This is a genomic window from Streptomyces phyllanthi, from assembly GCF_009377205.1.
In the GTDB taxonomy this organism is placed as follows: Bacteria; Actinomycetota; Actinomycetes; order Streptomycetales; family Streptomycetaceae; genus Streptomyces; species Streptomyces phyllanthi.
This window is the reverse complement of record NZ_VJZE01000063.1, coordinates 13344-31256: the sequence shown is the minus strand read 5'-3', so window position 1 is coordinate 31256 and position 17913 is coordinate 13344. Positions and strand designations below refer to the sequence as shown.

Sequence of the window (17913 nt, the reverse complement as noted above, 5' to 3'; positions counted from 1 at the left end):
GGACGAAGTCGTCGACCTTGGGGGTCGGGTCCTCACCGGTACGGCTCACCGGTGCGCCCGGTTCGGTGGCCCAGGGGAGTGCGGAGACCCAGCCGGGGAGCGAGGCGAACTCGTGGCTGCGGGGGACGGGGCCGTCGCTGACGACGACCGACTTCCCGTGCTCGTCGTGGCCGGTGACGACTCTGCGCATGTCGGGTCTCCTTGCGTGGACGGGGTCGCGAGGGTTGTCGAGTGGTGTGGCGGAAGGTGCTGTGGAGGGTGTCCTGGCAGTTGTTCCGGGGGAGGAAGGGGGTCGGCCGTCGGCCACCGTCACGTCTGGGAGTCCGGGATGCGCACGACGGTGTCCGCCGTCTCCTCGTTCAGCACCAGCTGGCAGCTCAGCCTGCTGTTCGCCTCCCGGGGTGCCGCCGTGCAGTCCAGGAGCTCGTCCTCGTCGTCGGTGACGGGCGGGAAGGCGCCGGGGGTGTTCTCGTCGAGGTAGACGTGGCAGGTCGCGCACATGCGGTTGCCGCCGCACTCGGCGACGATGCCGCGGACGCCGCCCGCGACGGCGCCGCGCATCACGGTGGTGCCGGGCGTCAGGTCGAGGACGGTCTCCGTGCCGTCGGGGTGGACGTAGGTGACTTTGGGCATGCGCGGGTCTTCCCTTCGTTACGTCTGCTCGTCATGGCCGCTCGTGACGCCGGCCAGGAGCTTCGTCCCGGTGCCGACTGTGACCGACGGGGACGACCGTGTTAAGCCTGGGGAAGCCCGGTTTTCCCGATGCAGTTCCTCAGGACTTCAGTGGTTCAGGACGTCAGTGGTTCAGGACCTCGGTGGTTCAGGACTTCGGTGGTTCGGCGGCGGTGCGAGGACTTCGGCCGGTTCGGCGGGACCGCGCGGGCGTCAGGCAGGACGGCGGGGCCGTGGAAGCGGGCCGAGGCGAGGCGAGAGGGACACCGTGACCGCTGATTTCTCGCTCCGACAACTGGAGTACTTCGTGGCCGTGGCGAGCACGGGCTCCATGAGCGCGGCCGCCGTGCAGTGCCACGCGTCCCAGACGGGCATCTCCACCGCGATCGCCGACCTGGAGCGCAGGCTCGGCGTGCAGTTGCTGGTGCGGCGCCGGGCCAAGGGCGTCTTCCTCACCGAGGCGGGCACCCGCGTCCTCGACCACGCGCAGGCCGTGCTGGCCCGCGCGGAGGACCTCAGGGCCGGTGCCAGGGCGGAGCAGGGGCAGCTCGCGGGTCGGCTGACGATCGGCTGCTACGCCACCCTCTCCCCGTTCCTGGTCCCGCCGATGGTGGACGGGTTCACCCGGCTCCATCCCGCCGTCGACCTCCAGTTCGTCGACGGCTCACAGGAGGAGATCCGGCAGGCGCTCCTCGAAGGCGCCTGTGACCTGGCGTTCCTGTACGAGACCGGGGCCGAGGCGGGCCTGTCGTGCACCACGGTGCGCTCCTCACATCCCTATGTGATCCTCGCCCCCGGCCACCCCATGGCCGGTCGCGAGTCCGTCTCCCTGGCCGAACTCGCCGACGAGCCGCTGATCGTCTACGCGTCCTTTCCGGCACAGGCCAACGCCGAACGCTGGATGCAGAGCGTGGGTGCCAAGCCGAACATCCGCTACCGGACGTCCAGCATCGAGGCGGTACGCAGTCTGGTGGCGCGGGGTCTCGGCTACTCCATGCTGGTGCAGCGCTGGCCGACCGAGACCAGTTTCGAGGGGCTGCCCCTGGCCTCGGTGCCGATCAGCGACCCGTTGGAGGAGATCAGGGTCGTGATCGCACACGCCGCGAGCGTCACCCCCACCCACCGGGCGCGCGCCTTCGCCCGGTACGCACGCGAGAACCTGGCCGCACCGCCGCAGGATCCGCCGTCCCCGGAAACCTGAGCGAGCTAATTACGCGGCGGCTCCGACCTGGTCGTAGGGCTGGCTCACCTGGCGGTCCGCCAGGAACGCGCGCAGGGCGCCGATCTGCTCGTCATCGGCGCGGTTCTGCTTCCAGAGCCGTATGCGGGTGGTGTCCGGCACCGTGCGAGTGTCGCCGCCGAGGGTGACGAAGCCGGTGCCGGGAACGGGCAGGGCCGGCTCCCAGGTGCCGTGCGGGGTCTCGTACTCCCAGATCAGACGGCGGGTGAACAGGCCGGTGACAGGATGGTCCCGGTAGTAGCGGGCCCATTCGCCGTGCGGCCACACGCGCTCCTCGTGCGACAGCGCGTAGACACGCCCGAGCTCGGAGCGCAGCGTGGTCTCGAGGGCGTTGGCGAGGTGCCGGGTGACGTCGACGTTGTGCGGGAGGTATCGGGCCTTGAAACCGGTGGGGGAGCGGAAGGGGGCGGTGGTGCGTGTGGTGGCGCCGCCCTCGTCGACGTCGATCCAGTCCACTGTGACCCGCCCGGGGCTCTCCAGGGTGATGACCACCTCGTAGGGCACGTTGATCCACACGGCGCCGCGGCCCCTCCAGCCCAGCCTCAGCGTGCCGTCGGCGTCGAGACCGTGGGTCGGGACGGTGCGCTCGGCCAGCTGATGAGGCGGGACGCCGAGGCGGGCGGCGGTCTTCTTGACCATCCTGAACAGGAGCTTGTGGCAGTGCGCCGAGGGCTGGACCTCGCGGTGCAGCGTCCACAGCGCATCCATGGCCCGCAGCTCGGCCAGCGAGGTGAAGACGGCCCCGGACAGGCTGTCGTCCCGCTTGTAGTAGCCGTCCAGCACGAACGCGTTCTTCCGTGCCACCGTCACCAGATCACCGACCAGCGCTTCGAGGTCCCCCGGTGCCGCGCCCCTTTCCAGGTACCCGGCCGCCAGCGCGAACCCGTAGGCCAGGTCCCGGGTGGGGCTGGGCCGCTCCTTGTCCACCAGCTCCTGGTAGCCGACAGCCGGATCGGTGCAGTCATGGAGCGAGCCGCCGGCCGCCAGCTGCCGAATCGCCTCGTACACCAGCTCCCGCGCGCCCTCGGCCTTCAGCAGGGCCTTGGTCTGCCTCTTCCACGCGGCGTCGACCTTGTAGTGCCAGTCCCAGAAGGCGCCGCACGCGGCCAGATGGAGCACGAGTGCCTCCAGGTCCGGCGACAGGTTCGTCACCCGGCCCCGGATCCGCTCCGCCCACCTGTTGCCGGTCACCAGCAGGTCCTCCACATGATCAACCATGGCAAGGATCCTGCCAGGAGGCACTGACAACGCCTCGGGCCAGGGCCGCCGCGAAGACCGCGCGGTGCGCGGCCGTATGGGCGTACTCCCGCTCGGACCAGCGGACGCGCTCGATGATCCGGTGGTCCTCCGCGACACGGGGACCCGGGTGCGTGAGGTGGGCGTGCCACCAGCGGGCGTTGCGGGACTGGCGGTCGAGCATGGCGTCGACGAGACGGGAGCGGCCGAGGGCGTCGAGGCCGTAGGCGTCCGCGAGGACGCGTACCTGAGCGGCCTGGGCCGTGGCGGGAGGCGCCTCGCGCTTCGAGGACACGCACCAGGTCCACGCCATGTAGCCGAGGTCCTCGATCGGGTCCCCTGGGGCAGCGGTGTCGAAGTCGATGAAGGCGACGGGCGTTTCGCCGTGGAAGACGGTGTTGTTCGGTCCCGGGTCGTGGTGGCAGACCACGGGATGCCGGCCGGTGAGCCGGCTGCCGCGGGTGGCGTCGTGCAGGGCGCGCAGCAGAGCCCCGGCAGCCGCGACCTGGACGTCGGTCCAGCGCTGGAAGCGTGCGGGCACCCAGCCGGGCAGATAGCTGAGGACGTCACGGCCGGTGTCGTCGTACCCGAGGTGGCGCGGAGCGCCTGTGAAGCCCTGCCGCCGGAGATGACCGAGCAGCTCCGCGACGAACGGGGACGACGCCGTGACCGGCCGCCGGACGGTGTCGCCGACCCTGACCACACCGGCGGTGATACGGCCTCCGGCAAGAGGCACCTCGTTCTCCATCACCTCATCCTGCACGGTCCACCCGGGGGAAGCCGAGCCGCTCAGGCGCGTACCGGTGCGATGGACTCCAGCGTCGGAACCACCTGCTCGATCGAGCCGTCCGCCGCGAACGTCAGCCGGTCCAGGGTCGATTCGCGGTGCATGCCGTCGCCGCGGGGCGTATCGGGGCCGGGAATGGCGAAGCGGTGGTAGACGATGTACCAGTCGTCGGTGCCCGGGACGTTGACCACCGTGTGGTGACCGGTGCCGAGGATCCCGTACTCCGGTCGCTTCCGCAGGATGACCCCCTTCTCGGTCCACGGACCGAGCGGGGAGGGGCCGGTCGCGTAGGCCACGCGATAGTCCTCGCTGCGGGTGTCGTCCTCCGACCACATGAAGTAGTAGAGGCCCCCGCGCTTGATGACGAAGGCGCCCTCGCGGAAGCCGTCCGGGGTGAACCGCCGTACGCGCGACGGGTCGAACGAGACCATGTCCTCGTTCAGGGGCACCCCGTACGCCTCGCCGTTGCCCCAGTACAGATAGGCCGTGCCGTCGTCGTCCCGGAACACGGCCGGATCGATCATCTGGCCGTCGAAGTCGTCGCGGGCGATGAGCGGCCGGCCCAGCGCGTCCCGGAAGGGACCGGTCGGGCTGTCCGCGGCAGCCACGCCGATCTGCTGGTTCGCGCAGAAGTAGAAGTAGTAGGTCCCGTCGCGCTCCCCAGCGGCCGGGGCCCAGGCGTAGCGGTCCGCCCAGCCGACGTCGGACGTGAGGTCGAGGACGATCCCGTGGTCCTGCCAGGTGACCAGGTCGTCGGACGAGTACGCCCTGAACGCGGTGCTGCCCCAGTGTTCGACGCCGTCCGTCGTCGGATAGAGGTAGTAACGGCCCCCGAACTCCTGGATGTTCGGATCCGCGTGCAAGCCCGGCGGCAGCGGGCTGCGCATGTGCAGCGCCTCCACGGTCCAGGTGCGCCGCGTCCCGTCGGCGGCCGTGACGGTGTACGTCCGCGGCGTGCCGAAGTCGCGCGGGGTGCCGGAGTCCGGGCTGATCCGGGCTCCCGCCGCCAGCTCGAACTCCGGGGCGAGAGCGGCGAGTCCGGTGCCCGGCCGCAGCGGCAGGACGACCTTCGAGGCGCTGTCGTCGACCACCGCGTACGCCTTGAGGCCCTGGGGGACGGCGGCGTCGGCGATGGACGCCCTGGGCGTGTACGCGCCGAGCAGCCGCGCGTACTCGTCCCGCGTCAACGGAAGCACCGCGCCGTGCCGGGCGCCGGCCGGCAGCGCGAAGTCCTTGCACGGAGTCCACGTCCCGGAGTCGAGATCGGTGGTCTCGAAGGGCAGATAGCCCCGCCCGCTGAACTCGTCGATGAAGAGGTACCACTTCTCCTCGGTGTTCGACGGGAAGACGATGGGCCCCTCGCCCTGCTCCACGGCGCCCTGACCGATGCCCTCGGCCACGAGGTCGTACGAGGTGGCGCGCAGGTCGGCCGACTTCTCCGCGGTGATGAACTTGCCGTACGGCGCGGCGGAGCCGTTGTCCCGCTCGTCCTTCGTGAAGCGGTAGTACGTGCCGCCGTGCCGGACGACGGTCGAGTCGATGACCGAGTGGCCGGGGTCGTTCCACACCTCGGGCTCGCTGAAGGTGCGGAAGTCGCGCGTGGTCGCGTACAGCATGGTGTTGTGCGTGTCGCCGGTGTGGTCCGCGTCGTCCTCGGCGTAGATCCTGGACGCCCAGAAGACGACGTACGCACCGAGCTCCCGGTCGTAGCACGCCTCGGGCGCCCAGACGTTGCCGGCGGTGCCGGGGGCGAGCCGTACCAGCCGCTGGTCGGTCCAGTGCACGAGGTCGGTGCTCTCCCAGACCGCGATCGACGTGCTGCCGGTGCGCTGGACCTGGTCCCAGTCGCCGTCCTGCTCGCCGTACATCCTGAGATCGGTGGCGATCAGATGGAACCTGTCGCCTTCCGGGGAACGGACGACGAACGGGTCACGCAGCCCTTTGGTGCCGAGTCCCGAAGTGAGCACCGGCGCACCGCCGTTGAGCTCGCGCCAGCGCAGCGGGTCGTCGCCCCGGCTCAGCGCGAAGCGGATCTGCTCGCCGTCCGGGGTGCCCTCGCCGGTGAAGTACGCGAAGAGGTACCCGGCGTACTCCTGCTCCTCGGGCACTTCGGGGACGGTGGCGTCGAAGTACCGGACGGCCTCGGCCGACCCACGGGTGACCGTGGCGGTGAGCTGGACGAACGCGGCACCCTCGCCGGGCCGGGGACGGTGCACGGCACCGGTCGCGTCGATGATGTGCGGCTCGCCGGAGGTCCAGCGCACGGTGGTGCCGTACGCGCCGGTGCCGGGCAGGGTGAGATGGCCGCGGACATCGTCGATGCCGTGGAGCGTGAGCAGTTCGGCGGCCTCCGTCACGGCCCACGCGTCGGTGTGCTCTGCGTGGTCGGCGTGCATGGCGACCTCCTGGGCTGTTCGGTTGTGACGCCAGTTGTGGGAAACGTAGCGAGAATGTTGCTACCTGTGTCAACTCGCGTCAATCGCTCCAGGGTTCAGGGAGCCCCGTGTCAGCAGGACACCTCCGCAGAACGCCACACAGGCCGAGGTGAGCATGGCCACGGTCATGGGGACGGCCGTGCTCTCGCCGCCCAGCCCCACGAGCGGCGAGACGACGGCGCCCAGCCCGTACTGGAGCGCCCCGAGGAGTGCCGAGGCACTGCCCGCCGCGTGCGGGGCGCGGACGGTGGCGAGTGCCGTGGCGTTGGCGGCCACCAGACCGAGCGAGGACGCGGCCACGAACACCAGGGCCGCGGCGGCGGGCAGTGGGAGCCTCCCCGTCGTCGCCAGTCCGCAGAGCAGAGCGCAGCTGGTCACCATCACCGTGAGCCCGGTGCGCAGCAGGCGCCGCGGACCGAAGCGCCCGACGATCCTGCGGTTGACGGCACTGGTGGAGGTGAATCCGAGGGCGTTGGCCGCGAACACCACCGCGTACGTGCCGGTGGACAGGCCGTAGACGTTCTGGAGGACGAACGGCGACGCGGCGATGTACGAGAACAGCACGCCGAAACCGAAACCGTACGCCAGGGTGTACCCGACGTAGCCGCGATCGGACAGCAGCCCGCCCATGCTGCGGAACGTGGTCACGAGCCCGCCCCCGCGCCGCAGCCGCGCGGGGAGGGTCTCGGGCACCAGCAGCAGGACGCCCGAGAACATCAGGACGGCGATACCGGCCAGCACCACGAATATCCCGCGCCAGCCGGCGGGGTCGACCAGGGCACCGCCGACCAGCGGGGCGACGACGGGAGCGACCCCGCCGGTGATCATGAGGACGCCGAACGACCGCGCCGCGCCGCTCCCGCCCGCCCGGTCGCTGATCACCGCGCGGGCGATGACGATCCCGGCGGCACCGCTGAACCCCTGGACGAAACGGGCCGCGACGAGCGCCTCGACGGAGGGCGCCAGGGCACACAGCACCCCCGCGAGCGCGCTCACCGCCGTGCCCGCCAGCATGGGGCGGCGCCGCCCCCAGCGATCGGACAGCGGCCCGATCACCAGCTGACCGGTGGCCAGTCCGACCATGAACGTCGTCAGGGTCAGCTGGACGCCGGTGGCCTCCGTGCCCAGGTCGTTCATCATCCGGGGGAGGGCCGACAGATACATGTCCGTGGCCAGCGGGGCCACCGCGTAGGCCAGGGCGAGGGCCAGCATCATGGGCGTCGGTACGTCCGGCCCGCCACCGGAGGCGGAGCTCACGGTCCGATCGTCGCGGCGGCGGCGCACGGACATGGGCTCAGTGCTCCTTGACGATCTCGACCGTGAGCCGGCCGAGGCCGGTGATCTCACCCTCCAGCAGATCCCCGGGCTTCATCCACTGGCCCGTGCCGAGGCCCACACCGGCGGGAGTGCCGGTGGAGACCACGTCGCCCGGCTCCAGGGTCACGTGCTCGGTGATCCTGACGAGCTGTTCCGCGATGGACCAGATCATGTCCCGGGTGTTGGCGTCCTGCTTGAGCTCGCCGTTGAGCCAGAACCGCAGCCTGAGGTCGTCGTGGTCGACGTACCGGGCGGGGACGATCGCCGGCCCGAGGGGGCAGCTGTCGTCGAAGGCCTTGCCTCCGAACAGGTCGAACTTCACCAGGTGCATGGGGTGGCGCTGCCAGTCGCGCGCGGACAGGTCCAGGGCGATGGTGTAACCGGCGACGTGCTCCATCGCGTTGTCCGAAGTGAGCTTGCGGCCCCGCTTGCCGATGACCACGGCGAGTTCGAGTTCGTAGTCGAACTTCTCCGTCTGCTCCGGATAGCGCACCGTCCGTCCGGGCCCGACCAGCGACGTCGTGGGCGGCTTGAAGAAGAACAGCGGGATCTTCTTGTCCTTCTCCCAGTCGGTGTGGCCGCCGTCCTTCTCCATGTGGTCGTAGTAGTTCGCCCCCGTCATCACGACCTTGCGCGGGTACTGGAGCGGGGTGAGGACGTCCTCCAGGACGGCGGGCGACGGCAGCGGCGGGGTGGGGTCCGTGCCGTCGGCGAGGCGCTCGGCGGCGGCGACCAGGATCGGTTCGGTGCGCTCCCAGTGGTCGAAGACGTTCATCAGGCCGCGCGCGGGCTCCGGCCGCAGGGCGTCGGGGGCGACGTCGGCCAGGGCCCAGTGACGGCCGTCGAGGGAGAGCACGGGCGTGGGATGCCCGTCGACGCGCAGGGTGGCCAGGGAAAAGGTCATGGTGATGATCTCCGTGAATCCGGAACGGGGTTACTTGCCGGTGAGCGCCGCGAGCATGCCCGGACCGCCCTGGACGGCCGTGCGCTGCATGTGGTGGAGCACTCCGCGGATACCGCCCATCTCCTCGCCGCCGCCGGCACGCCCGGGGCCGCCGTGCACCAGCGCGGGCAGAGGGGAACCGTGGCCGGTGGACGCCTTGGCGGACTCGGTGTCGAGGACGAGGACCCTGCCGTGCCAGGGGGCGAGCCCGAGCACCACCTCGCGGGCGAAGGCCGGGTCCCCGGTGACCACGGATCCGGCGAGGCTTCCCCGGCCCTGTGCGGCCAGGAAGACGGCGTGTTCCGGCGAGGTGTACGGGATGAGCGTGCTGACCGGGCCGAACGCCTCGACCTCATGCGGTGCGGTGGCGCCCGGGTCGTCGCAGCGCAGCAGCAGCGGAGTGAGGAACGCGCCGCGCTCGGGGTCGGCGCCGCGCGCGTCCACCCGGTCCGGGTCGCCCGACACGAGGCGTGCAGAGTCGAGGAGCGTCTTCACGCAGCGGCGCACCTCCTCGCGCTGCCCGACGCCGGCCAGGGCACCCATCCGTACGGCAGGGTCCGCCGGGTTGCCCACGACCACAGCGGCGAGCCGTGCGGCGGCGGCCTCGCTGACCGCGTCCATCAGGTCGGCGGGTACGAGGGCACGGCGGATGGCGGTGCACTTCTGGCCGGCCTTGACGGTCATCTCGGTGACCAACTGGTCGACGTAGAGGTCGAATTCGGGTGTTCCGGGGGTGGCGTCCGGGCCGAGGACCGAGCAGTTGACCGAGTCCGCCTCGGCGTTGAAGCGCACCGCCTGCCGTACGACCGCCGGGTGGGTGCGCAGCCGTTCGGCGGTGGCCGCCGAGCCGGTGAAGGACACCAGGTCCTGCTCGGTGACATGGTCGAGCAGATCGCCGGCGCTTCCGCAGACGAACTGCAGGCTGCCGGGCGGCAGCAGACCGGAGTCGACGATGAGCTCGATCAGCCGGCTGGTGAGATGACAGGTCTGCGTCGCGGGCTTGACCAGGCTGGGGACGCCGGCCAGCAGCGCCGGGGCGAGCTTCTCCAGCGGCGCCCACACGGGGAAGTTGTACGCGTTGATCTGCAGGGCCGCGCCCTGGATCGGTGTGCAGATGTGACCGCCGAGGAAGCTGCCGTCGCGGCTCAGGTTCTCCCGCTCGCCCTCGACGTACACCACCCCCTCGTCGCCGCCCGGGAGTTCACGGCGGCCCAGGTCGGCGTAGGACAGCAGCACGCGGATGCCGCCGTCGATGTCGTACTTGGAGTCGTACGGCGTCGCCCCGGTGCGGGCCGAGATCGCGTACAGCTCCTCGCGGTGTCCGCGCAGACACGACCCGAGGTCCGCGAGCAGTTGGGCACGCCGGTGGAAGGAAAGGGCGCGCAGTTCCGGTCCGCCGACGGAGCGCGCGTGGTGCAGGGCGGCGGCCATGTCGATGCCCGAGGAGGAGGCCCTGGCGATCTCCTCGCCGGTGACCGCGTCGTGAACGGGGGCGCCCGCGTCCGCCGGGGTGTGCCACCGGTCCTGAATGTAGCTGCGCAGCGGAGTCATCGCGTGGTCGTCCTCTCGGTCGCGGTCGTCCCGACCGTCCCGGCGTAACCGTCGTCGCCGTCCGCGACGGCGTGGTGGCCCCAGATGTCCGCGGTGTAGACGCGGCTGACCCAGGTCTCGTCGTCGACCCGGCGGCCCTCGGCTCCCATCTCGATGCCGAAACCGGCGGGGGAGCGCATGTAGAAGGAGAACATCAGGTCGTTGGAGTGCCGGCCCAGCGTCGCCATGAGCGGGACCTTGTGGGCGCGGGCCCGGTCGTGGGCGCGGCCCACGGCGTCCATGTCCGACACCTCGCACAGAATGTGGTGCGTGCCCTCGCGCCTGCGGGACTCGACGAAGGCGATGCTGTGGTGCCGCGGGTTGCAGCCCATGAAGTAGAAGGTCCCGCCCAGGGGCAGATGGGTCACGTCGCTGAGCCGGAATTCCAGGACGTCGCGGTAGAAGTCGACCGCCTCCATCGCCCGGGGCGACATCAGCACGACATGCCCCATCCCCTGGTCCTGCGTCACGAACGTGACGCCCAGCGGGGAGACGAAGGGCGTGGCGGACAGCCGCCGGCCGGTGAACAGCTCGGTGCGCACCGCGCACGGCCCGTCGAACCACACCATGCGGTCCACCTGCCGGTGGGCGCACTCCTCGGCGGTCGCCTCGTGGACCTCCACCCCGTGGGCGCGAAGCCGCTCCGCGGTCCGCTCCAGGCCCGCCCGGTCGCCGACCTCCCAGCCGATGTGCGTGACGCCGCCGGCCTCGGCGGCCTCGACGCTGAACCGGTAGGGGTGCTCGTCCAGCCGCAGCAGCCGCTCCTCCGGGGAGCCTGGCGGCCCGGCGGGCATGGTTCCGATCACGTCGTTGGCGTACGCGACCCAGCCGTCCGGGTCAGGTGTGCCGATCCCGAGATAGCCCAGGCTGCGAATACTCATCGAAACCTCCCTGCTCGTGCCCTTCCTGCGGGGCGCACGGCGGCGGCCCGCTGCCCGAAGCTACTTGTATGGACTCTAATTATCAAGGCTCTTACGAACTCCTCGAGAAGGTTCGCGTGACTCTTGACTGTCAAGGTTCTATCTATCTACGGTCGGGTCATCCGACGACGTAAGGCCGTCATGAAGGGCGACCGCCGTCACGAAGGGCGATCCCATGCCTGTATCTGAGCCGCGCCTGGCTCCGGTCGAGGAGAAGGACATACCGGAGAAGGCGCTGACGGCCCTGGAGCCGTACCGCAACCCCCACGCCGACGGCGACATCTACGCGATCTGGACCACCCTGGCCGCGCACCCGGACGCGCTGCGCCGCTTCCTGGTCTTCGGCAACCACGTGCTGGGCAGGAACACCCTGTCCGTCCGGTGGCGCGAGCTGGTGATCCTGCGGGTCGCCTGGCGCGCGCAGGCCGAGTACGAGTGGCTGCAGCACGTCCGGATCGCCCGCCGGGCCGGGGTCTCCGACGACGAGATCCGGGCTCTCGGCCGGCCCCGGCCCCCCGGCTTCGACGCCACCGAGCAGGCCCTGCTCGCCGCGACCGACCAGCTGTTCCGGGAAGCGGACCTGGGTGACCCCGAGTGGAAGGAGCTGCGGGACCGGCTCGGTACCGAGCAGCTCATCGACCTCGTCTACACGGTCGGCCAGTACCAGACCGTGGCGATGGCGATCAACGCCTTCCGCATCCAGCCCGAACCGGACATCGCCGCCCTGCGCGAGGAGCTGCCGCTGCCCGCGCCCGCGGCCCTCTGACCATCTCCGTCCGTCCCAGGAGGGACTTCCATGAAGCTTGCCAACCTCGCCGGGCGGGCCACCGTCATCGTCGGCGACCGCGCCCTCGACGTGGAGAAGGCCAGCAGCGGGGCGCTCGGCCCCGACCCCGCGGTGCTGTACGACCTGGCGAACCACGACGAGCTGCGCCGGCTCGAACGGTCCGCGAGCGATGCCGACCTGGTCGCGTACGACGAGAGCCGGCTCGGCCCCGTCTCCCCGAGGGCGCCCAAGATCCTGGCCGTGGCCCTCAACTACCGGGGCCACGCGGAGGAGTCGGGCATCCCGATCCCCGAGGCGCCCACCGCCTTCGGCAAGTTCACCAGTTCCCTCGCGGGGCCGTACCAGCCGGTGATCGTCCCCGAGGGCATCGACAAGTGCGACTTCGAGGCCGAGGTCGTGGTGGTGATCGGCCGGACCATGCGCGCGGTGGCCCCCGAGGCGGTGTGGGAGGGCATCGCGGGTGTGACCGGGGGCCAGGACGTCACCGACCGCCGCGAGCAGTGGCGCAAGCCGCTGAACCAGTTCACCTTCGCCAAGTCCTACGACACCTTCAGCCCCTGCGGCCCACTGATGGCGACGGTCGACGAGTACGACGACCCGGACGACATCGAGGTGGCGGGCTGGGTCGACGATCTGGAGGTGCAGCGCGGCCGTACGTCCGACCTGATCTTCAGCGTGCCCGAGCTGGTCTCCTGGCTCTCCACGTACGTGACCCTGGAGCCCGGCGACCTCGTGTTCACGGGCACCCCCGCCGGCTGCGGTGTCAGGCGTGTTCCCCGTCTGTACCTGGAGCCCGGAATGACGCTGACGACCGAGGTCCAGGGGGTCGGTACGATGCGTAATCCGATCAGCCGGTGAGCGTGTCGTGCGCTGTTACGATGCCACCCGGTGGACAGGGGTGAGGAGCCCCTTCCCAGTGGACAGGAGCCCGGTGGCCGGGGTCGTCCCCCCGGTCCCGGCCGCCGCCGGGGCACCGTACGAAGGAAGGGAGCCCACACGTGTCGGACGCCCCTGTGGGTGACGCCGCCGACCACCCGCGCTCCCGCGAGTTCGCCGAGAAGGTGCGGACCCGCCACCAGGAGATGGGCCACACGGACCGCCAGCTGGACGGCGTCGAACTCGTCACCCACCTCACCCGGCTCGTCGCGCGCCTCGTGCAGGACTTCGAGGCCTCCGTGCACCGGCCGCTCGGGATGACCTGGGCCGGATTCCGGATCATGAACACCCTGTGGGTCTTCGGCGACCTGGAGCAGCGGGAGATCGCCAGGATCTCCGGTACGTCCCGCGCCAGTGTCTCCAGCGCCATCAACACCCTTGAGGAACGCGGTCTGGTCGAGCGGCGGCGGGAGACCGGTGACCGGCGGCTCGTCCGTGTCTCGCTCACCCCTTCCGGTCTGAAGATGCTGTACAAGGCCATCGAGGGTCAGACCGAGCGGGAGCACGCCTGGATGGCGGTGCTGGAGGACAAGGACATCTCCCAGCTGGTGTCTCTGCTGGGGAAGATGGTGAACCAGGAGTACCCCGCCTAGAGCGAGCGCTGCGAGGCCGGCCGTCTCTCGCCCGGATGTGCCAGGACATTTCGCATTCATCCGCGCATGGCTGTCCCCGGGCGCTTCGGGGCGTCTTGGGGTGCCTTGACACGCTGAGCCGGTCACTCTCCGATCCTCCCGTTCGGAACTCGTAAGACCCTTGACGATTAGAACCCTGACGCTTACGTTCTCCCCAACCTGTTCCGCCTCATGGGCAATGACGCCCCGCACCCGCTGCGAGGAACGATGGACATCGGCTGCCTGTTCGCGCCAACCACCCACACCCCGGACCACATCGCGGAAGCCGAACGCCTCGGCTACGGCTACGCCTACGTGTACGACTCGCCGTCCCTGTTCGCGAACGCCTGGATGACCCTGGGCCGGGCCGCGGACCGCACCGCGCGGATCCGGTTGGGGGTCGCCGTGGTCACCCCGAAGCTGCGCCACCTCGTCGACAACGCCTCCGGCGCGGTGACGCTCGCGGCACTCGCACCGGGCCGCGTGGACGTCGTGGTCGGTGCCGGCTTCACCAGCGCCGCCCTGCTGGGCCGCAGGGGCTCCCGCTGGGCGGAGGTCGAGGAGTACATCCTGGCCCTGCGCGCCCTGATGGCGGGCGAGGAGATCGACTGGGAGGGCGCCAGGATCGCCCTGACGTTCCCCGGCCACTCGGGGCTCGCCCCCGTCACGGACGTCCCGGTCCTCGCCGCCGCGCACGGCCCCAAGGGCTTCGCCGTCGCGTCCCGGGTCGCGGACGGCGTGGTCACCAACCCGAGCCACAGCTCCGATCCGATCCCCTTCGAGGGGCGGTGCGTCGTGACCTCGTACGGCACGGTGCTGGGCGAGGGCGAGGAGCTCTCCAGCCCCCGTGTCGTGGACGCCGCGGGTCCCGGTGCCGCTCTGGCCCTGCATCTCGGCGAGTACGGCCCGCTCGCCGGCACCGACGAGGTACGCGGCTATCAGGCCTGGCTGGCCTCCGTACCCGAGGAACGCCGCCACATCGAGACGCACCGCGAGCACCTGATCGGGGTGACCCCCGAGGAGCGTCCCTTCATCACCCCGAAAGTGATCGAGTCCGCCACCGCCACCGGTGCCCCGCAGCAGATACGCGAGCGGCTCGAGCATCTGGAGCAGTCCGGCGCGACGACGGTCGCCTACCAGCCGGCCGGCCCCGACATCTCACGGGAGCTGCGCGCCTTCGCGGCGGCCGCCGGGCTCTGACCGTCCGCGTCACGGTCTCTGAGCGTCCGCGTCACGGTCTCTGAGCGTCCGCGTCACGGTCTCTGAGCGTCAGCGTCACGGTCTCTGAGCGACTGCGTCACGGTTTTTGACCGTCCTTGTCACGGGCTCTGTGCGTCCGCGTCACAGTCTCCGAGCACCCGCGTCCCGGTCCCTGACTACGGACCAGCCCCCGCGCCCGAAAGGCCCCAGTCGGCACCCCCGCACCACCCGCGCCCGCACCACCCGCATCGAGGAGCACCCACCATGCCCCGCAGAATCGTCACCGGCCTGAACGAGCACGGCCAGGCGGCCGTCGTCCAGGACGGGCCCGCACCCCGCCACTACGACCTCAAGCACACGCCGGGCTTCTCAGGCGCCCTGGTCTGGTCGACCCCCGCCGAGCCCGTCGTGCCCTTCGACGGCACCGACCCGACGCCCGAGGTCGCCTCCTATGTCCCCGCACCCGGCGAGACCCGGCTGATCCACCTCGTCATCCCGCCGGACACGGTCTACATGAGCGAGGACTTCGACCCGGCCGCGGCCGTCGCCGAACGCCTGGAGACCAGCCCCGGCCTCGCCGAGCTCTTCGAGCCGGACGCCCCCGGCATGCACACCACCGACACCGTCGACTACGGCGTCCTGCTCCAGGGCGAGATAGTCCTCGAACTCGACGCGGGCAACGAGACCACACTCGCCCCGGGCGACATCGTCGTCCAGAACGGCACCCGCCACGCCTGGCGCAACCGCTCGGACGCCCCCGCCGTCGCGCTCTTCGTCCTCATCGGCGCCCGGAGGACCTCCTGATGCCGCACCTCGACCCCGCCGACGCCCTCGAGCTCGACGACGAGCTCGACGAGGTCGAACGGCTCATCCGTGACACCGTCAGCGCCTTCGTCCGTGACCGGGTGACCGACCACGTGGCCGACTGGTTCGAGTCGGGCACCTTCCCGACCTCCGAACTCGCCCCGGAACTCGGCAAGTTGGGTCTGCTGGGCATGCACCTGGAGGGCTACGGCTGTGCCGGGGCCGACGCCACCGCGTACGGCGTGGCCTGCCGCGAGCTGGAGGCCGCCGACTCGGGACTGCGCAGTTTCGTCTCCGTGCAGGGCTCCCTCGTGATGTTCCCCATCCACCGCTACGGCTCGGAGGAGCAGAAGCTTCAGTGGCTGCCGAAGCTCGCGTCCGGTGAGGCGATCGGCTGTTTCGGGCTCACCGAACCCGACCAGGGCTCCGACCCGGGCGGTATGCGCACCGTCGCCAAGCGCGACGGTGAGGACTGGATCCTCAACGGCACCAAGACGTGGATCACCAACGGCTCGGTCGCCGACGTGGCCGTCGTCTGGGCCCGCACCGAGGAAGGCATCCGCGGCTTCCTCGTCCCCAGGGACACGCCCGGCTTCACCACCAGCGAGATCCACCGGAAGCTGTCGCTGCGCGCCTCCGTCACCGCCGAGCTCCACCTGGAGGACGTACGCCTGCCCGCCTCGGCGGTGCTCCCGGGCGTGACCGGGCTGCGCGGACCGCTGTCCTGCCTGTCCGAGGCGCGCTTCGGCATCCTGTGCGGTGTCGTCGGCGCGGCCCGCACCTGCTACCTGTCGGCCCTGGAGTACTCCACCACCCGTGAGCAGTTCGGCCGGCCGATCGGCGGCTTCCAGTTCACCCAGGGGAAGCTGGCCCGCATGCAGGTCGACCTCGCGCACTCCCAGCTGCTCGCCCTGCGTCTGAGCAGGCTCAAGGACAACGGGAAGCTGCGCCCGGAGCAGGTCAGCCTCGGCAAGCTCGCCAACGTCCGCGCCGCTCTCGACATCGCGCGCTCGGCCCGCACCGTACTCGGCGCCAACGGCATCACCACCGAGTATCCGGTGCTGCGGCACGCCAACAACCTGGAGACGGTGCTCACCTACGAGGGCACCGAGGAGATCCACACCCTGGTCGTCGGAGAGTCCGTCACGGGCCTCGCGGCGTACCGCTAACGCCTCGGGCGGGCCGCTCACGGGCGGCCCGCCCGGGGAGTCACGCACGACACCACGGGAGGCGAGCGCCGTGACCACCCACGGATACGATTTCGCGCGGGACATCCGTCTCGAGGACCTCTGGGACGACCCCTACCCCATCTACCGCAGGCTCCGCCACGAGGCCCCCGTGGCCTGGGTGCCCGCCGCCGGCCGCTATCTGATCACCAAGCACGCGGACGTCGTCTTCGCCGAGCAGCACCCGGAACTCTTCAGCTCCCGAGAGAAGGACTCCCTCGTCCTGCGGGTCATGGGCGCCAACATGCTCCGCGAGGACGACCCCGAGCACCGGAGACTGCGGGCCGCCGCCGAGCCGCCCGCCCGGCCCCGCCGGGTACGGGGCGACTGGAGCCCGATCTTCCAGCGCACCGCCGACGAACTGATCGACTCCTTCGCCGACAAGGGCGAGGCCGACCTGTTCGCCGACTTCGCGGGGCCCTTCGCCGCCGCCAACCTGGCGCATCTGCTCGGGATTCCGCAGGTCCCGGCCGCGGACATGATCCGCTGGTCGCAGGACATGATGGACGGCAACAGCAACTACGCCGACATCCCCGAGGTGTGGGACCGCGCCCTCGCGGCGGCGGGCGCCGTCGAGGAAGCCGTCGACGAGGCCGTACGGCGGCTGCGCGACGAGCCGGACGGCTCGGTGATCTCCTCGATGCTGCACGCCGAGGACCCGCCGACGCTCCAGCAGATCAGGAACAACATCAAGGTCATCATCGGCGGCGGGATCAACGAACCCCGCGACGTGCTGACCGCCGGCGTCTGGGCCCTGCTCACCCACCCCGGACAGCGCGCCGACGTCGAGGCCGACCCGGCCCTGTGGCGCAACGTCTTCGAGGAGACGGTCCGCTGGATCTCGCCCATCGGCATGTACCCCCGCCAGACCACCGAGGACCTGGAGCTCAGCGGCACCCGTATCCCGGCCGGCTCCCGGGTCGCCCTGGTCATCGGCGCCGCCAACCGGGACGAGGAGGTCTTCCCCGAGCCCGACCGCTTCGACATCCACCGCGCGCAGCGCAACCACCTCGCCTTCGGCGGGGGACCCCACTTCTGCATGGGCACCTGGGTCGCGCGCCACGAGGTCGGAGAGATCGCCTGGCCCACCCTGTTCCGGCGGCTGCCCGGCCTCGAGCTCGACCCGGACCGGGCGGTCGAAACCGGTGGATGGGTCTTCCGCGGGCTGCTGAACCTCCCGGTCCGCTGGAAGAAATAGGAGCGACGACG

Annotated in this window: 16 protein-coding genes and 1 pseudogene; 8 read left to right on the top strand and 9 right to left on the bottom strand. The window is 70.9% G+C overall.

Features of this window, described 5'->3' with window-relative positions:
• A pseudogene (locus tag FNH04_RS12335) lies at positions 1 to 190 on the bottom strand (cupin domain-containing protein); the annotation flags it as partial.
• A 119-nt stretch (positions 191 to 309) separates the two neighbouring features.
• Positions 310 to 633, bottom strand: coding sequence for a 2Fe-2S iron-sulfur cluster-binding protein (locus FNH04_RS12330; RefSeq protein WP_152783391.1), 324 nt, complete (start codon positions 631 to 633; stop codon positions 310 to 312).
• A 307-nt stretch (positions 634 to 940) separates the two neighbouring features.
• Here FNH04_RS12330 and FNH04_RS12325 point away from each other — a divergent pair, with 307 nt between their 5' ends.
• Complete coding sequence (locus tag FNH04_RS12325; RefSeq protein WP_194236645.1) at positions 941 to 1873, top strand: LysR family transcriptional regulator; 933 nt, start codon at positions 941 to 943, stop codon at positions 1871 to 1873.
• 9 nt (positions 1874 to 1882) lie between these two features.
• Here the strand turns inward: FNH04_RS12325 and FNH04_RS12320 are convergent, their stop codons facing one another.
• The 7 genes from FNH04_RS12320 to FNH04_RS12290 form a co-directional block, all read right to left on the bottom strand.
• Entirely contained in the window at positions 1883 to 3130 is a 1248-nt protein-coding gene (locus FNH04_RS12320; RefSeq protein ID WP_152783387.1) for a DUF4132 domain-containing protein, read from the bottom strand.
• A complete protein-coding gene (locus FNH04_RS12315; RefSeq protein ID WP_152783385.1) occupies positions 3123 to 3896 on the bottom strand; it encodes an aminoglycoside phosphotransferase family protein in 774 nt (257 codons plus the stop codon). Before FNH04_RS12315 ends, FNH04_RS12320 begins: the two co-directional genes overlap by 8 nt.
• Positions 3897 to 3937: 41 nt before the next feature.
• A complete protein-coding gene (locus FNH04_RS12310; RefSeq protein ID WP_322722957.1) occupies positions 3938 to 6331 on the bottom strand; it encodes a family 43 glycosylhydrolase in 2394 nt (797 codons plus the stop codon).
• 69 nt (positions 6332 to 6400) lie between these two features.
• A complete protein-coding gene (locus tag FNH04_RS12305) occupies positions 6401 to 7627 on the bottom strand; it encodes a multidrug effflux MFS transporter (RefSeq protein WP_322722956.1) in 1227 nt (408 codons plus the stop codon).
• A 37-nt stretch (positions 7628 to 7664) separates the two neighbouring features.
• The gene (locus FNH04_RS12300; protein WP_152783383.1) at positions 7665 to 8591 is read right to left on the bottom strand and encodes a fumarylacetoacetate hydrolase family protein; all 927 of its coding nucleotides are present in this window, start codon (positions 8589 to 8591) and stop codon (positions 7665 to 7667) included.
• A gap of 30 nt (positions 8592 to 8621) precedes the next feature.
• Complete coding sequence (paaZ, locus tag FNH04_RS12295; RefSeq protein WP_152783381.1) at positions 8622 to 10181, bottom strand: phenylacetic acid degradation bifunctional protein PaaZ; 1560 nt, start codon at positions 10179 to 10181, stop codon at positions 8622 to 8624.
• Entirely contained in the window at positions 10178 to 11101 is a 924-nt protein-coding gene (locus FNH04_RS12290) for a VOC family protein (RefSeq protein ID WP_152783379.1), read from the bottom strand. Before FNH04_RS12290 ends, paaZ begins: the two co-directional genes overlap by 4 nt.
• A 214-nt stretch (positions 11102 to 11315) precedes the next feature.
• Here FNH04_RS12290 and FNH04_RS12285 point away from each other — a divergent pair, with 214 nt between their 5' ends.
• The 7 genes from FNH04_RS12285 to FNH04_RS48980 all read left to right on the top strand — a co-directional run bounded on the left by FNH04_RS12285 (position 11316) and on the right by FNH04_RS48980 (position 17902).
• Positions 11316 to 11906, top strand: a complete 591-nt coding sequence (locus tag FNH04_RS12285; RefSeq protein WP_152783377.1) for a carboxymuconolactone decarboxylase family protein — start codon at positions 11316 to 11318, stop codon at positions 11904 to 11906.
• A gap of 30 nt (positions 11907 to 11936) precedes the next feature.
• Positions 11937 to 12785, top strand: a complete 849-nt coding sequence (locus FNH04_RS12280; protein WP_152783375.1) for a fumarylacetoacetate hydrolase family protein — start codon at positions 11937 to 11939, stop codon at positions 12783 to 12785.
• A 140-nt stretch (positions 12786 to 12925) separates the two neighbouring features.
• The gene (locus FNH04_RS48985; protein WP_322722955.1) at positions 12926 to 13456 is read left to right on the top strand and encodes a MarR family winged helix-turn-helix transcriptional regulator; all 531 of its coding nucleotides are present in this window, start codon (positions 12926 to 12928) and stop codon (positions 13454 to 13456) included.
• Between the two features lie 210 nt (positions 13457 to 13666).
• A complete protein-coding gene (locus tag FNH04_RS12270; RefSeq protein WP_228031310.1) occupies positions 13667 to 14674 on the top strand; it encodes an LLM class flavin-dependent oxidoreductase in 1008 nt (335 codons plus the stop codon).
• 264 nt (positions 14675 to 14938) lie between these two features.
• Positions 14939 to 15478: a cupin domain-containing protein gene (locus FNH04_RS12265; RefSeq protein WP_152783373.1), complete on the top strand. Its 540-nt coding sequence runs from the start codon at positions 14939 to 14941 to the stop codon at positions 15476 to 15478.
• Positions 15478 to 16647, top strand: coding sequence for an acyl-CoA dehydrogenase family protein (locus FNH04_RS12260; RefSeq protein WP_152783371.1), 1170 nt, complete (start codon positions 15478 to 15480; stop codon positions 16645 to 16647). Before FNH04_RS12265 ends, FNH04_RS12260 begins: the two co-directional genes overlap by 1 nt.
• A 70-nt stretch (positions 16648 to 16717) precedes the next feature.
• On the top strand, positions 16718 to 17902 hold the full coding sequence (locus tag FNH04_RS48980) for a cytochrome P450 (RefSeq protein ID WP_322722954.1): 1185 nt from the start codon (positions 16718 to 16720) through the stop codon (positions 17900 to 17902).
• The last annotated feature ends 11 nt before the right edge of the window (positions 17903 to 17913 follow it).